Here is a 14278-nt window from a genome sequence, read left to right on the forward strand (position 1 = left end):
AACCAAGGCAGGGTGTGGTGCGTATCGTGTCGGGTAGGCACCAACCGGGAGGAGCCGTTGCACACGATCGCGCCGCCACACTGGCCGAGGGACGCAGGCGAGCCGCGCCGCCCCGCGGCTGCGCGTCGGCCGGCGGATCCGTGGCGGCTCTACCTCGACGCCGTGCGGTCGGGTTCGCGGCTTCCCAATGCCTGCCGGGCACTCGATCGCATCTATGGTCCGCTGGCGCGTGCCGCCACGACCGCACCGTTCGTCGTCGCCCAGCTCGGCCAGTCCCTCGACGGCCGCATTGCCACCGTCACCGGCTCCTCGCACTACATTTCCGGACCCGAGGCGCTGACGCACCTGCACCGCTTGCGGGCCCTCGTCGACGCCGTGCTGGTCGGTATCGGCACCGCGGTCGCCGACGATCCGCAACTCACCGTCCGCCACTGCGCCGGCGAAAGCCCGGTGCGCGTCGTGCTCGATCCGTCCGGCCGGCTTCCGTCGACGATGCGCTGTCTCGCCGACGGCGGTCCGCCGGTGCTGGTGGTCCGTCGCGCCGGCCCCGGCGTCACTGCCTGCGAGCGCATCGTGCCGGTCCCCGCCGGTGCCGACGGTCGCCTTGACCCGCACGCCGTCGTGGCGGCGCTGGCGGCGCGCGGGCTGAAGCGCATCCTCGTCGAGGGCGGCGCGCAGACGGTGTCCGGCTTCATCGCCGCCGGAGCCGTCGACCGCCTCTACGTCACCGTGGCGCCGCTCATCATCGGCTCGGGCACTGAGGGCCTGCGCCTGCCGGAGATCTCCGCCCTCACCGACGCCCTGCGACCGCCGACCCGCGTGCACGTGCTCGCCGACGGCGACGTGCTGTTCGATTGCGATCTCGCGGCGGCCCGTGCGGTCGCCCCTGCAGGAGAGGACGATGACAGTCACCGTCTACTCGCCCACCGCCCGCCTGCTGCACTGGCTGACGGCGATCGCGGTGATCTGCGCGATCCCGCTCGCGCTCGCGATGAACAACGTGCCGAGCGGGCCGGTCCAGAACACGCTGTATGACCTCCATCGCTCCTTTGGCGCGCTGATCCTGCTTCTCGTCCTGATCCGGCTGCCCTACCGGCTGTTTGCGGGCGCACCGCCGCCTGAGCCGGGGCTACCACGCTGGCAGATCGGCCTGTCGCATGCCGTTCACTGGCTGCTCTATCTGTTCCTGCTCGCGATGCCGATCGTCGGCTGGGTCGGCACCTCGGCCTATGGCGCGCCGATCACCGTCTTCTGGCTGTTCCAGTTGCCGGCAATCGTCGACAAGAACGAGGCGCTGGCGAACATGCTGCTCGGCTGGCACGCGACCGCCGGGCTGATCATGGGCGGACTGGTGATCATCCACATCGCCGCCGCGCTCTATCACCGCTTCGTCCGCCACGATGGCGTGCTGGCGCGGATGCTGCCCTCGGCCGGCTGAGGCCGCGGGAGCGGGCAGGGTCCGCGCGCGAGGTTCTCGCCCCTCAGCGGGGCGGGGGTGTCGCGAACAGGTCCGTGTGACCGATGACGCAGCCCGACGCCGTGCGGCGGGCGGCGAGCCAGCGTTGGACGACGTCCTCGTCGAGCCCGGCCGCGCGGGCGGCGTCGGCCCAGCCTTCCGCCAGCGCGGTGATCAGCGCGGCGTGTTCCGGTCCGAGCTGCCACGGGCTCTTCTCCGTCCGCACGGCATAGCCGCGGCCCGTCAGCGCCCGCGTCAGCACCGCCGTCGCCTCCGGCCCGAGCGCCGGCCCAAACCCCTTGTCGATGCCCTGGTGGCGGCGGAAGGCGGCCGCGACAGCGGCGTCGTCTTGATGGGGCGGCGACCAGGTGCTGGTGCCGTCGACGTCGAGGGCGACATAGACCGCCGCCCCGGCCTGCGCCACCGCGTCGGCGAAGCACTCGATGAAGGCTTCGGAGACGAGGTCGAAGAGTGCCGAGGCTGTGACGAGGTCGACGTCCGCGAGCAGGGACGGCCAGTCGGCCAGGGCGAGATCGGCCTGTCGCCACGAAACGAAGACGGGCCGCGTGCCGACGCGCAGCGTCAGACCGCCGTCACCACCCGCATCGGCGCCGTCATGGTCGCGACCGGCACGGTCAGGGGTGCTGGTGTCGTCCGCTCGGTCCGCCGGCCGGGTCGTCTCCGCCCATTCGCTCAGAATCCGCTTCCCCGCTGCCACCAGCGAGGCGTCGTGATCCACCAGCACCCATCGCTGCGCCGTCGGCAGATGCGGTGCCAGCGCCCGCAGCGTCGAGCCCGTGCCTGCTCCGAGATCCAGCACCGTCAAGGACTTGGAGCCAGTCGCGAAAGTCGCGACGGAGGCGACGAGGGCGGGGCTGCGTGCCGCCCCGTCTGCCGGCTCGCGCAGCGCCAGCCAGTCGCTCGAAAATCCGGTCATCAGGATGCCTTCGCCAGGAGGGGGGCCAATGCCGCTTCGACTGCCGCCGCCGTATCGTCCCACGTCGGCAGCGCCGCACCCGCCCGCCGCGCCGCCGCCGCGGTCCGTTTCCGCAGCGCCGGGTCGTCGAGGAGGCGGGCGAGCGCCGCGGCGGTAGCCTCGACATCGCCGGGCGGCACCAGCAGGCCGGCGTCGGCGGGAACGGTGTCGCGCACGGCACCGCCGTCGCCGGCGATGATCGGCAGCCCTGCTGATAGCGCCTCGGCGAAAGCCATGCCGTAGCCCTCGTGAGTGGAGACGAGGGCGAAGAGGTCGGCGTCGAGATAGTGGTCGAGCAGCGCCAGCGGCGTCACCGCGCCGGTGAGCGCGATCCGCTCCGTGAGGCCGCGCTCCGCGATCTCGCGCCGGAGCGCCGCCGCGCACGCTGGGTCGCGGCCGTCGTCGCCGACGAACACCGCCCGCCACGAGTGGTCTCGAATCCGGTCCAAGGCGGCGACGAGGGTGCCGTGGCCCTTGCGCGGGGTGATCGTCGCCACCGTCAGGATCGTCGGCACGGCGCCCGTGCCGACAGCCGGCGGCAGCGGGTCGGTGCCGGGGAGGGCGACCGTCAGGCGGTGCGCGGGAACGCCGTAGTCGGCCGCGAGCGCCCGCGCCGTGGCGGGGCTGGTGGCGACGACGGCAGCGGCGGTCGCCAGCGCGGCACGCTCAGTGGCGGCAACGGCAGCGGCCTGCTCGGCGCTGCGGCCGCCCTCGAGCGCCAGCGGGTGGTGCACGAGGGCCGTCACCGGCCGCCGAAGAGCCCGCAACCGATCCGCCGGGAGGGCTCCAAACGCGAGCCCATCGACGAGGATCAGACCCTCAGGCGGAGCCCCAACGATTGAATCGAGGGTCGAATCGATCGAATCGTTAGCCGGGTCAGGAAAGTCTGCGGGCAGGGGGATGATGCGGGCCGACCAGCCCCGGCGGCACAGCGACGCGACCAGGGCCCGGTCGTAGGCGTAGCCTCCGGTGACGGTTTCGGGGTCACCCGGAACCATCAGGAAAAGCTCAGGCATTCGCCACCGGACCCTCGAACCAGGCGCGCGCCACGTGGGACTCGTGCAGCGTCACCCGGATCGAATCAAGGCCGTCGGAACCCGGCCCCAGGCGACCGTCGCGTGCCGCCTCGACCATGCGATCGAACACCCAGCGGCAGAGGAACTCGGTCGTCGTCAACTTCCCCGCGAGCTCCGGCACGTCGTCGAGGTTGCGATAGCTTAGCCGGCTCATGGTCTCCTTCAGCACATCGGTCGCCCGGCCGATGTCGACGACGAAGCCGTGCTCCGTCAGGGTCGGGCGGAAGAAGGCGACGTCGACGACGAATGTCGCCCCGTGCAGGCCTTGGGCGGGACCGAACACCGGATCCGGCAGGCTGTGCGCGATCATCATGTGGTCGCGAACTTCGACGGCATACATGGATTCGTCTCCCGTTTTCGTGGGGTCGGCGGCATACGCGGCCGCGACCGGGTCGGATCGAAGGTCGTGCGGCGTCAGTCGTAGCGGACGACGATGCCGAGCGCGCAACCACCGGCAGCGAGCGCCGCCGGTAAGAGCCGCGGCAGGTCGGCGAAGGCGATCTCTGTGTCGAGCAGCACGTCGAGGCGCGGGTCGTCGAGCAGGGCGAGGGCCTTCTCGAGCCGCCGGCGGTAGCTCCACCGTGGCCGCCGCGACGGCGACACGCTGCCGACCTGCGAGCCGACGAGCCGCAGGCGTTGCGAATGGAAGGCGCCGCCGAGCGGGGCCGCCACGGTGCCCTCGCCGTACCACGACATCTCGACGATCGCGGCCTCGGTGCCGGCGGCGGCGATGGCGGTGGCGAGCCCGGGCGCTGACGCGGAGGCGTGGAAGACGACGTCGCAATCGCCGGGGCAGTCCTCCGGCATGGCGAAGCGGCAGCCGAGCGCCGCGGCGACGGCGGCGCGCTCCGGCAGCACGTCGACCAGCGTCACCTCAGTGCCGGCGATCCGCGCGACGAGGCTCGCGACCAGACACCCGACCATGCCGGCGCCGACCACCGCGACACGGTCGCCGGGTCCGACGGCCCCGTCCCAGACGCCGTTGAGCGCCGTCTCCATGTTGGCGGCGAGTACGGCGCGGCGCGGCGGAATGCCGCCGGGCACCGGCACCAGCGCATCGACGGGGGCGGTGAACACGTCTGCGTGAGGAACCAGCGCGAAGACGGTGCGGCCGGCGAGATCGTCCGGGCCGTCCTCCACCGTGCCGACGGCGGCATAGCCATATTTCACCGGAAACGGGAAGGCGCCCTGCTGCGCCGGCGCCCGCATGCGGGCGTGCTCCGAGACCGGCACGCGACCCGAGAGAATGAGCCGCTCCGTGCCGCGGCTGACGCCGCTGAAGGTGGTCCGCACGCGCGCTTCACCCGCCCCGAGGGGGGCGACGGACTCCTCCCACAGGTCCACCCGGCCCGGTGCGACGTACCAAAGGGCGCGGGCAAGTGCTCGCCGGGGCGGACCGTCGACCGCCCGCGTGTCAGGCCCTTGCGTCGCGGAGTGTTCGCCCATCATGGTCCTCGCGTTCGATCCCAAGTCGAATACCACCCACAGGACGATAACCCCCGAGATGTCGACCGCTCCCGGTTATAGGCCGTCGCGCCCGTTGCGCCACGACGGTGCGTCCCATGACGTCCACGGCGCCACCCTGTCGGAGGTCCCCGCCGACCCGACGTGGACGCCGGCCGGCCTGCAGCCGCGGGTCGTCGTCGCCCGCCGCCGCCTGATCATGGCGACGCTGGTGCTCGGCACGCTTGCGGCGCTGACCGCCGGTCTGTCGGTGCTGCTCGGCCACGGCGGCTGGTCGGTGCTCGACTATGTGCTGCTGGCGACCTTCCTGCTCTCGACGCCGTGGACAGTGATCGGCTTCTGGAACGCCGTCATCGGCTTTGCGATCCTGCATGGCTCGCGCGACCCGATGGCGGCAGTCGCGCCGTTCCTGTCGCGGGCCCACCCGGACGACCCGATCACTGCCAAGGTCGCGCTGGCACTCTGCATCCGCAACGAGGACCCCGACGCCGTCTTCGCCCGGCTCTCGGTGATGCGCCGTGCGCTCGACGCGACGCCCTGGGGCGAGCGCTTCGTCGCCGTCGTCCTCTCGGATTCCTCGAAGTGCGAGATCATCGCCGCCGAGGAGGCGGCCGCGCACCGTCTCGCCGCGAGCGCCCGCCATTCGGGCTCCGTCCGTTACCGCCGCCGCACCGACAACGCCGGCTTCAAGGCCGGCAACATCCGCGAATTCGTCGACCACGCCGGCGACGAGTTCACCTTCATGATCACGCTCGACGCCGACAGCCTGATGTCGGCCGACGCGATGCTCGAGCTCGTGCGCGTCATGCAGGCGACGCCGCGCCTCGGCATCCTGCAGAGCCTCGTCGTCGGCCGCCCGGCCGAGAGCGGCTTTGCCCGCATCTTCCAGTTCGGCATGCGCCACGGCATGCGCAGCTACACCACCGGCAGCGCCTGGTGGCACGCCGACTGCGGTCCTTACTGGGGCCACAACGCCGCGATCCGCATCGACGCCTTCCGCGAGCACTGCAAGCTGCCGGTGCTGCCGGGTCGGCCGCCGCTCGGCGGACCGGTGCTGTCGCACGACCAGATCGAGGCGGCGATGATGCGCCGCGCCGGCTACGAGGTGCGCGTGCTCGCCCGCGAGGGCGGCAGCTTCGAGGAGAACCCGCCGGCGCTGCCGGACTTCCTGAAGCGCGACCTGCGCTGGTGCCAGGGCAACATGCAGTACTTCAAGCTGCTCGGCATGCCCGGCCTGTTGCCGGTCAGCCGCCTGCAGGTGCTGCTGGCGATCCTGATGTACATGGGCGCAGCCGGCTGGGTCGCCTTCATCCTGGCGAGCGCGGTGAAGGTGCTGGAGCCCGCCACCACCGAGCCGTTCCCGGTGGCCTTCGGCATCTCCTTCTTCGTGGTGATCTTCGTCATGAGCCTGACGCCGAAGATCGCCGGGCTCGCCGACATCCTCGTGCGCCGCCAGGAGCGGGCGCGCTATGGCGGCGGCGCCCGCCTCGTCGCCGGGGGTCTGATCGAGCTCGTCGCCTCGACGCTGATGGCGCCCGCGGTGGCGCTTGCCGACGCCATCTTCATGATCGGCCTCGCCTTCGGCCGCCGCGTCGGCTGGGACGGCCAGAAGCGCGACGGCTATCGCCTCAGCTGGGCGCACGCCTTCAAGGGCCTGTGGCCGCAGGTGGTCTTCGGTCTCGCCGTGGCGGGCCTGCTCGGTGCGGTGATGCCGGGCGTGCTGCCGTGGGCCGCGCCGATGCTCGCCGGCCTGATCGGCGCCCCGGCCTTCGCGGTCGCCACCGCCTCGCCCGCCTTCGGCCGCTGGCTCGCGGCACGGGGGCTGTGCGCCATCCCCGAGGAATTCACGCCCGACGCGACGCTGGTGGCCGCGGAAGCCGCCGAGGCCGGCGAGCGGCTGGAGGAACGGCTGGCGGCTTGAAGTTCAGCCGTTCGGCGCTGGTAGGCCTGCTGCGAACCCATTCGCACTCCACTCCCTCGATCCGTCATCGCCCTCACCCGGCTTGACCGGGTGATTGACCGCGCGATCCATCGCGAGTGCAGACGTCCGCCGTCTCTGGGTGGAGGGATGGTTCGGTCAAGCCGGGCCATGACGGGGAGGGGTTGGACCCGCAACGTTCACCCGCCACCGAGGAGAGTACGGCGCCCGGTCGTTGCTCTCCCGTCGGCCCTCTCACCCCCCGCTGCGGGCATCGAGCCAGGCGATGGTCCGCGCGGCGATGCCGTCGAAGTCGTGCGGCTTGAAGTGGCGCTCCCAGTAGTGGCCGTACTCCGGCAGAACCTCGAGCGTCACGTCGGGGTTGCTCGCAGCCTGGAGCGCGGCTGCCATCGCCTTTGAGGCCTCAGGCGGGGCGTGCAGGTCGGCGGCGCCGTGCAGCAGGTAGACGGGCTGGCGGATGCGGTCGGCATAGCTGATCGCCTGCACCGTCTCGTAGCGCTCCGGCATCTCCGCCGGCGTGCCACCGACCCACTGGCAGAGTCGGGCGTAGCGGCCGGCGGCATAGCCCTCCACCCCCTCCACCTCCCGCTTGAACGTGCTCGGTGCCCCCCACGCGACGACGCCGGCGAACCGAGGGTCCAGCCCGGCTGTGCGCAGCGCCCCCATGCCGCCGCGCGAATGGCCGACGAGGAAGACGCGCGCCGGATCGGTGTCGGTCTCGGCCAGCAGCCGCTGCAGCCCGAGGGCGTAGTCTTTGGGATCGTCGATCGCGAAAGCGGCGCGATAGCTGATCGCCAGCGCGTTGTATCCCGCGGTCGCCAGCCGCTCCCCGAGCCACGTCAGCCCGGCCGGATCACCCTTCTGCAGCCCGCCCGGCCCGATGACGACGCCCGGCCGCCGGCCGCCGAGCGCGGTGCGGTGCAGGATCGCCGGCTGCGGACTGGCGCCGGCCTCGGTGAGGGACAAGGTCTCTGCGGCCACGGCCGTTTCCTTCTGTGCGCCAGGCTTTTGCCGACGGAAACCTAGGGCGCTGCGCGGGGGCGCGGAAATGACGAGTGCTGATGGCGCGAAGCGACATTCCTGATGACGACCGGCGGTCCTGCGGCCGCTGCAGCGCCGACGCGCAAGCAGGCGCGCGGGCCTCCGGCCCGCAGTGGCTCGCCCCCGCGCGGCCCCAGGACCTTCCGTCCTCGCGATCACAACTTTGAGAAGTATCCTGAGAAGAATTCTCTTGTAAATTTCATTGGTGGTTGCATCATGCACGCACAGGTCGTGGGGGCATGGCGATGGATCCGATCCTTTTCTGGAGTGACGTGGCGCTCGAGGCGCATCGGCGCGACTACACGTTCGACGACGAGCGCGGCGACGACGAGACGGGAACGCCGATGGATCGGCAGACCCTGATGCCGATGCAGGGCGGTCCGACGCGCACCTCGCGGGCGCTGGCGATCGTCTACATCGCGATGTACGACGCCCTCCATGCGGTCTCGCCGATCTCCGTCGGTGGGCCGCTCCTGCCGGCGTACCTCACCGGCCTTCCGGCACCCCCTGTCGGCGCATCGGCGGCCGCCGCTGTAGCCGGGGCCGCCGCGACGGCCATCCAACTCTTGTTCGGCGGCACGCTCGCCGACCAGAAGCTCACCGAGTTCCGGCTGCTGCTGCTGCAGCCGGACGGCGGCGCCGTTCCCCCGAAGCCGCCGGCCAGCTGGGCCGCGATCGAGGATGGCCTCGCCTTCGGCGCCCGCGTCGGGCGCCGACACGTCGACGACCGGGCGGAGGACGGCTCGCACCTCGGCGAGCGCCTCTACCGTCCGATGCCGGTCCGCGGCGCCTTCAAGCCCGATCCTTACGCACCCGAGCAGAACATTCTCGGCGTGACGTGGGGCAAGGTGACCCCCTTCGGCGGCTACGACCCCAAGGATGTCTTTGACGGCTTCGTGCCGCCGCTCGGGCGGGACGCCATCGGCGACTACCTGAACGCGGACGGCTGGCCGGCCGAACTCGCGGAGGTGAAGGAATCAGGCGCTGCGTTCGGCACGGCCGGTCTCAAGCGTACGCCAGAGCAGACGCTCATCGGCGTCTTCTGGGGCTATGACGGCGTGCGCAACCTCGGCGTGCCGCCGCGGCTCTACAACCAGTGCCTCGACGCCATCTCCAAGAAGGCCAGACTCTCCACCGCCCAGAACGCCGTCCTGTTCGCGGCGGCGAACCTCGCGATGGCGGATGCCGGCATCGCGGCCTGGGAGGAGAAGTACAAGTTCCATGTCGCCCGGCCCGTCACGGGCGTGCGCGAGGCCGATATTGGCTTCGGCGCCGACCGGCTCGTGGCCAAGGGTTCAAAGCAGCGCCCTTCGGCCGCGACCTTTACGGGCGCAGCCCTGCCAACGAGTACTGTGAACCAGGGGCCGATCTACGCCTGGCTCGCTCAGAAGCCGGAGTCGGAGACGCTGGCCACCGGCGACGCCCACTGGGCGCCGCTCGGGGCGCCGCAGACGAACACGAAGACCCGCCTTTCCGGCAAGGGCCTCGAGAACCGCACGCCGCCGTTCCCGGCCTATCCGTCCGGCCACGCGACCTTCGGCACCGTCACCTTCGAGGTGGCGCGCCGCCTGCTCGAAAACTTCGGCAAGGGACCGGCGGAGGACTTCACCTTCGAGGTCATCTCGGACGAGTACGACGGCAACCAGTGCGATCCGGACGGCTCTATCCGCCCGCTGCACCGCCGCACCCTGACGCTCGCCCAGGCGATCCACGAGAACGCGGTGAGCCGCGTCTATCTCGGCGTTCACTGGCGGATGGATGCCGTCGAGGGCATCCGCCTCGGTCTCGACCTCGTCGACAAGATCGCCACCGCCAAGCGCGGGCCGGCTGCCGCGCTCTAGCCGGCGCGGCCTGCGATATCATCAGCCGCGGGCCTCCGCGATCACCCCATCGAGGGCACCATGGACCGCTTCCCGATCAGGATGAAGAATGATCTGTCGTTCTCCGAGTGCAAGACCCCGGACACTGCGCTGCATTATCTGGGAGACGAAATCATTGTCGTCGATGTCCAGGGCGAACAGATCACCATCGCCGACACCGGCTTGTTCGGCAGCCCTATCAACACCTTCGCCGCCAACAACCGGATCTACGGCCAACTCCTTGCCCACGAGGGCGACACGTGGGAGTTCACGCTCCTGGAGAAGCATCCCCCGGATGCCAAGCCGTTCCCGGTGCTCGGCGAGCACGACAGCAGGGCCGTTCTGACGCTGAAGGACGGCCGCTACCACCTGCATGCCTACGGCACGGACGACCTCAGCATGATGCGCGGCACGCTGTCGAACTGCCGCGGCTGGATTTTTGACGCCGAGGAAGCTTCCTGACACCGCGGCAGGCGCGGATAGCGAACGACAACAAGTCCTGCCAGATCGATTGTGGACGACCGCGGTGGCTGACGCGCCAGCCGCACGCACAGGAACCGTAACGGCCGGTAGCTTTTTTCCCCTCCGCTGACATCGCAGCTTCGCCTGCAACTGCTTCAATCGCCGGACGCTGCCCACCCTGGGGCACCGATCGCGCGAGAGGCATCGACATGAACCGGAGGATTTCGGGAGCAGCATTCGCCGCTTGCCTGGTGGTGACGATGACCAGCGGCACTTCCGTCGAGGTGCGCGCTCAGGGCGTCGACACCGCCCAGCTCGGCCCGCGGCCGTTTTATCTCGTCGACCAGATGGCCGAGAGCGATCTGAAGCAGACGCTCGCCGCCTGCGCGGCCGGGCCGTTCACGCCGTCGCGCTTCTCGATCGGCCACCGCGGCGCGCCGCTGCAGTTTCCCGAGCACACCCACGAGAGCTATCTCGCCGCCGCGCGCATGGGGGCCGGTATCCTCGAGTGCGACGTCACCTTCACCAAGGACCGCCAGCTCGTCTGCCGCCACTCCCAGTGCGACCTGCACACCTCCACCGACATCCTGGCGCGGCCCGAGCTCGCCGCGAAGTGCTCGAAGCCGTTCACGCCGGCCGACCCTGCGACGGGCAGGAAGGCCGAGGCGCAGTGCTGCACCAGCGACCTGACGCTCGCCGAGTTCCAGTCGCTGCGCGGCAAGATGGACGGCGCCAACGCCGATGCCACCACCGCGGCCGACTACATGAAGGGCACCGCCGGGTGGCGCACCGACCTCTACGCCTCGACCGGCACGCTGATGACGCACGCCGAGAGCATCGCGCTGTTTTCCGACCTCGGCGTGCAGTTCACGCCGGAGCTGAAGGCGCCGAGCGTGCCGATGCCCTTCGACGGCGACTACACCCAGGACGCCTACGCCCAGCAGATGATCGACGAGTACAAGGCGGCCGGCATCGAACCTGCCGACGTCTTCGCCCAGTCCTTCCAGCTGCGCGACGTGCTCTACTGGCTGAAGGCCGAGCCGGCGTTCGGCGCGCAGGGCGTGTTCCTCGACGATCGTGACGAGACGCTCCCCGGCTTCGACGCGATGAAGCCCGAGAGCTGGAAGCCGACGATGCAGGAGCTCGTCGACCAGGGCGTCGAGATCATCGCGCCGCCGCTGCATGTGCTGGTGACGCTCGATGGCGCGGGCAAGATCGTCCCGTCCGCCTACGCCAGGGCGGCGAAGGAGGCCGGCCTCGACATCATCACCTGGACGCTGGAGCGCTCCGGCACCCTCGCCGACGGCGGCGGCTACTATTTCCAGAGCGTCAAGGACGCCATCAAGGGGAGCGGCGACACCTACGTGCTGCTCGACGTGCTGGCGAAGGACGTCGGCGTCCGCGGCGTCTTCTCCGACTGGGCGGCGACCGTCACCTACTACGCCAACTGCATGGATGTGGACTGATCGAAGCCACCAAGGCGCGCCGGTTCGTCCGGCGCGCCAGCCTCATGCGGCGCCGATCACGCCGCCTCTCGCATCGCCGCTTCGCCGCCGGCGCGGATCGCCGCGATGTTCGCGGCATAGGCCTCCGGCGTGCCGCCCTTGAAGACGGCGGAGCCGGCGACGAGGCTGTCGGCGCCGGCCTCCGCGCAGAGGCGCGCCGTCTCCGGGTTGACGCCGCCGTCGATCTCGATGCGGATCGGCCGGTCGCCGATCATCTGGCGGATGCGGCGGATCTTCGGCAGCTGCGAGTGCAGGAACGACTGGCCGCCGAAGCCGGGGTTCACCGTCATCACCAGCACCAGGTCGACCTTGTCGAGCACGTACTCGATCGTGCTTTCCGACGTGCCGGGGCAGAGGGTGACGCCGGCCTTGCAGCCGAGCCGGCGGATCTCCTGCAGCGTCCGGTCGATGTGCGGCGAGGATTCGACGTGGGCGATGATGTGGTCGGCGCCGGCCTTGGCGAAGGCTTCCAGATAGGGGTCGACGGGGGAGATCATCAGGTGGACGTCGAAGGGCTTCGTCGTGTGCGGGCGGAGCGCCTTCACCACGTCCGGCCCGATGGTGATGTTCGGCACGAAGTGGCCGTCCATGACGTCCACATGGATCCAGTCGGCGCCGGCGGCGTCGATGGCGCGCACCTCCTCGCCGAGGCGGGCGAAGTCCGCCGACAGGATCGACGGGGCGATGACGAGGGGCTGCTGGCTCATCGGGTGTTCCTCACGCACGGGCCTCGGAGGCGGCCTTGAACACCCGGCTCGACAGGATGTCCTCCGCTTCGATGGTCATGATGTCGCCGGCCGTCAAGGGTTCTGCCGCGCGCGCCACGAGCCGGTTCGCCTGCCGCAGCCGCGCCCGGTCGAGCGCGTTGCGGATCGAGCGGGCGTTGGAGAAGTGCGGCTGCCGGCGCCGGGCGACGACATAGGATTCGAACGCCGTCCGCGCCTCCGGGCTCAGCCGGTAGTTCTGGTCGGCGAGCAGCTTCTCGCCGATCGAGACGAGCTCGCCGTCGCCATAGTCGGGAAAGTCGATGTGGTGGGCGATGCGCGAGCGGAAGCCGGGGTTGGAGGAGAAGAACTTGTCCATCCGGTCGCCATAGCCGGCGAGGATGACGACGAGGTCCTCACGCTGGTTCTCCATCACCTGCAGCAGGATCTCGATCGCCTCCTGGCCATAGTCGCGCTCGTTCTCCTGGCGATAGAGATAGTAGGCCTCGTCGATGAAGAGCACACCGCCCATCGCTTTCTTCAGAATCTCCTTCGTCTTCGGCGCGGTGTGGCCGATGTACTGGCCGACGAGGTCGTCACGCGTGACCGAAACGAGGTGGCCGCGGCGGATGAAGCCGAGGCCGTGCAGGATCTCCGCCATCCGCATGGCGACGGTGGTCTTGCCGGTGCCGGGGTTGCCGGTGAACGACATGTGCAGCGTCGGTGCCTCCGCCGCGAGCCCGAGCCGGCGGCGGACGCGTTCGATCAACAGCAGCGCCGCGATCTCGCGGATGCGTGTCTTCACGGGTTTGAGGCCGATCAGGTCGCGGTCGAGCTTGTCTAGGATCGCATCGATGCCGGCCTCGGCGCGCTCGGCGAGGAGGTCGACGCGGACGGTCGGATCGAACGGGGCAGGGGCCTCGGCGGCGGCTTCGGTGGGGGTGACGGTGTTCATGGGGGCGGCTCATCCGACTCTTGTGGGCTTCGAGCGAAGCACCAGCGGATACGCGTCCTCCCCCTGCCAGGGGGGAGGACAGCCGGCGAAGCCGGCAGGTGGGGGCCCGTCAATCAGGGGTGCGACGCCAGTCGAGGTCGAGCCTCTGAATGACAGGCCCCACCCTGACCGCTTCGCGGTCTGTCCCTCCCCCTGGCAGGGGAGGGACGCGTTGGCGTTCGGGTCGGTCGCGTCGGCGCATCGAACAAAAAGGCGGCGGCTTCCGGGTGGTCCGGCGAGAGGGTGCCGGACCGTGGGAGCGAGCGGGAACCGGAAGCCGCCGCAAGGGGAGGCCCGCGCCACGCTTGGGCAACGGAGCGCTCCACGGACTGTGTCAGCCGCCGTAGCGGCGGCCTTCGGGCTGGTTCGCCGCATAGGAGCGCGTCGTGTAGGCGATGCGGCGCCCCTCGCGCTCCTGGCGGATGAGGTCGAAACCGGGCTCGTCGGCCGGGCGGTTGACGATGAAGGAGATGCGCAGCGACTCCCAGGTGTGGGTGGCGTCGAAGGCGGACATGCGGATGTACTTGTCGCCGTGGACGCGCCGGCAGTCGGAAAGCTCCTTCATCACGCCGGCGGCGTCGCGGAGATCGAACATCGGCAGGCCCCACATCTCCCAGTAGGTGTTGCGGGGATGGGGATCGTCGGTGAACTCGAGGTTCACCGCCCAGCCGTTGTCCAGGCAGTACTGCACCTGGGAGCGGATCTGGTCGTCGGTGAGGTCGGGCAGGAACGAGAAGCAGCCCTGGGTGACGCGCATGGTGTCCTCCTGCGCCGCTGGCGCGGCAATCGGAATGCTCGGCCG

Annotated in this window: 14 protein-coding genes; 6 read left to right on the forward strand and 8 right to left on the reverse strand. The window is 70.5% G+C overall.

Going from position 1 to position 14278, the window contains the following annotated elements; translation table 11 throughout:
• Positions 1 to 57: 57 nt before the first annotated feature.
• Complete coding sequence (locus tag RUR49_RS09520) at positions 58 to 1035, forward strand: RibD family protein (RefSeq protein ID WP_409146116.1); 978 nt, start codon at positions 58 to 60, stop codon at positions 1033 to 1035.
• Complete coding sequence (locus tag RUR49_RS09525) at positions 962 to 1438, forward strand: cytochrome b (protein ID WP_409146373.1); 477 nt, start codon at positions 962 to 964, stop codon at positions 1436 to 1438. The genes RUR49_RS09520 and RUR49_RS09525 overlap by 74 nt, the downstream gene beginning before the upstream one ends.
• Positions 1439 to 1481: 43 nt before the next feature.
• On the opposite strand, the gene RUR49_RS09530 is transcribed toward RUR49_RS09525, so the two are convergent.
• The 4 genes from RUR49_RS09530 to RUR49_RS09545 all read right to left on the reverse strand — a co-directional run bounded on the left by RUR49_RS09530 (position 1482) and on the right by RUR49_RS09545 (position 4801).
• Positions 1482 to 2393: an SAM-dependent methyltransferase gene (locus tag RUR49_RS09530; protein ID WP_409146117.1), complete on the reverse strand. Its 912-nt coding sequence runs from the start codon at positions 2391 to 2393 to the stop codon at positions 1482 to 1484.
• Positions 2393 to 3199 (reverse strand): glycosyltransferase family 4 protein, encoded by an 807-nt coding sequence (locus tag RUR49_RS09535; RefSeq protein ID WP_409146118.1) that lies wholly within the window; start codon positions 3197 to 3199, stop codon positions 2393 to 2395. The genes RUR49_RS09530 and RUR49_RS09535 overlap by 1 nt, the downstream gene beginning before the upstream one ends.
• 241 nt (positions 3200 to 3440) lie before the next feature.
• Positions 3441 to 3848 carry a 6-pyruvoyl trahydropterin synthase family protein gene (locus RUR49_RS09540; RefSeq protein WP_409146119.1) on the reverse strand — a complete coding sequence of 136 codons (408 nt, stop codon included), beginning with the start codon at positions 3846 to 3848 and terminating at the stop codon, positions 3441 to 3443.
• Between the two features lie 74 nt (positions 3849 to 3922).
• On the reverse strand, positions 3923 to 4801 hold the full coding sequence (locus tag RUR49_RS09545; protein WP_409146120.1) for a zinc-dependent alcohol dehydrogenase: 879 nt from the start codon (positions 4799 to 4801) through the stop codon (positions 3923 to 3925).
• A 211-nt stretch (positions 4802 to 5012) separates the two neighbouring features.
• On the opposite strand from RUR49_RS09545, the gene mdoH reads away from it, so the two are divergent.
• Entirely contained in the window at positions 5013 to 6893 is a 1881-nt protein-coding gene (gene mdoH, locus RUR49_RS09550) for a glucans biosynthesis glucosyltransferase MdoH (protein ID WP_409146121.1), read from the forward strand.
• A 252-nt stretch (positions 6894 to 7145) separates the two neighbouring features.
• On the opposite strand, the gene RUR49_RS09555 is transcribed toward mdoH, so the two are convergent.
• Positions 7146 to 7892: an alpha/beta hydrolase family protein gene (locus tag RUR49_RS09555; RefSeq protein WP_409146122.1), complete on the reverse strand. Its 747-nt coding sequence runs from the start codon at positions 7890 to 7892 to the stop codon at positions 7146 to 7148.
• 305 nt (positions 7893 to 8197) lie between these two features.
• Here RUR49_RS09555 and RUR49_RS09560 point away from each other — a divergent pair, with 305 nt between their 5' ends.
• From RUR49_RS09560 to RUR49_RS09570, 3 genes are all read left to right on the forward strand, one after another.
• Positions 8198 to 9793 carry a phosphatase PAP2 family protein gene (locus RUR49_RS09560; RefSeq protein WP_409146123.1) on the forward strand — a complete coding sequence of 532 codons (1596 nt, stop codon included), beginning with the start codon at positions 8198 to 8200 and terminating at the stop codon, positions 9791 to 9793.
• A gap of 60 nt (positions 9794 to 9853) precedes the next feature.
• Positions 9854 to 10273 carry a hypothetical protein gene (locus tag RUR49_RS09565; protein ID WP_409146124.1) on the forward strand — a complete coding sequence of 140 codons (420 nt, stop codon included), beginning with the start codon at positions 9854 to 9856 and terminating at the stop codon, positions 10271 to 10273.
• Between the two features lie 260 nt (positions 10274 to 10533).
• A complete protein-coding gene (locus RUR49_RS09570; RefSeq protein WP_409146374.1) occupies positions 10534 to 11739 on the forward strand; it encodes a glycerophosphodiester phosphodiesterase family protein in 1206 nt (401 codons plus the stop codon).
• Positions 11740 to 11795: 56 nt separating this feature from the next.
• Here the strand turns inward: RUR49_RS09570 and rpe are convergent, their stop codons facing one another.
• From rpe to RUR49_RS09585, 3 genes are all read right to left on the reverse strand, one after another.
• Positions 11796 to 12485 (reverse strand): ribulose-phosphate 3-epimerase, encoded by a 690-nt coding sequence (rpe, locus tag RUR49_RS09575; RefSeq protein ID WP_409146125.1) that lies wholly within the window; start codon positions 12483 to 12485, stop codon positions 11796 to 11798.
• Between the two features lie 10 nt (positions 12486 to 12495).
• Entirely contained in the window at positions 12496 to 13437 is a 942-nt protein-coding gene (gene cbbX, locus RUR49_RS09580; protein WP_409146126.1) for a CbbX protein, read from the reverse strand.
• Between the two features lie 373 nt (positions 13438 to 13810).
• Positions 13811 to 14233 carry a ribulose bisphosphate carboxylase small subunit gene (locus tag RUR49_RS09585; RefSeq protein ID WP_409146127.1) on the reverse strand — a complete coding sequence of 141 codons (423 nt, stop codon included), beginning with the start codon at positions 14231 to 14233 and terminating at the stop codon, positions 13811 to 13813.
• Positions 14234 to 14278 lie beyond the last annotated feature (45 nt).

This window comes from Pseudoxanthobacter sp. M-2 (genome assembly GCF_046156265.1).
Classification (GTDB): domain Bacteria; phylum Pseudomonadota; class Alphaproteobacteria; order Rhizobiales; family Segnochrobactraceae; genus CAMDHY01.

What these genes read in the sequence shown, in the direction of transcription:
- RUR49_RS09540 (WP_409146119.1), bottom strand. Translation starts at nt 3,848, where the DNA reads ATGTATGCCGTCGAAGTTCGCGACCACATGATGATCGCGCACAGCCTG.
- RUR49_RS09530 (WP_409146117.1), bottom strand. Translation starts at nt 2,393, where the DNA reads ATGACCGGATTTTCGAGCGACTGGCTGGCGCTGCGCGAGCCGGCAGAC.
- RUR49_RS09585 (WP_409146127.1), bottom strand. Translation starts at nt 14,233, where the DNA reads ATGCGCGTCACCCAGGGCTGCTTCTCGTTCCTGCCCGACCTCACCGAC.
- cbbX (WP_409146126.1), bottom strand. Translation starts at nt 13,437, where the DNA reads ATGAACACCGTCACCCCCACCGAAGCCGCCGCCGAGGCCCCTGCCCCG.
- rpe (WP_409146125.1), bottom strand. Translation starts at nt 12,485, where the DNA reads ATGAGCCAGCAGCCCCTCGTCATCGCCCCGTCGATCCTGTCGGCGGAC.
- RUR49_RS09565 (WP_409146124.1), top strand. Translation starts at nt 9,854, where the DNA reads ATGGACCGCTTCCCGATCAGGATGAAGAATGATCTGTCGTTCTCCGAG.
- RUR49_RS09560 (WP_409146123.1), top strand. Translation starts at nt 8,198, where the DNA reads ATGGATCCGATCCTTTTCTGGAGTGACGTGGCGCTCGAGGCGCATCGG.
- mdoH (WP_409146121.1), top strand. Translation starts at nt 5,013, where the DNA reads ATGTCGACCGCTCCCGGTTATAGGCCGTCGCGCCCGTTGCGCCACGAC.
- RUR49_RS09570 (WP_409146374.1), top strand. Translation starts at nt 10,534, where the DNA reads ATGACCAGCGGCACTTCCGTCGAGGTGCGCGCTCAGGGCGTCGACACC.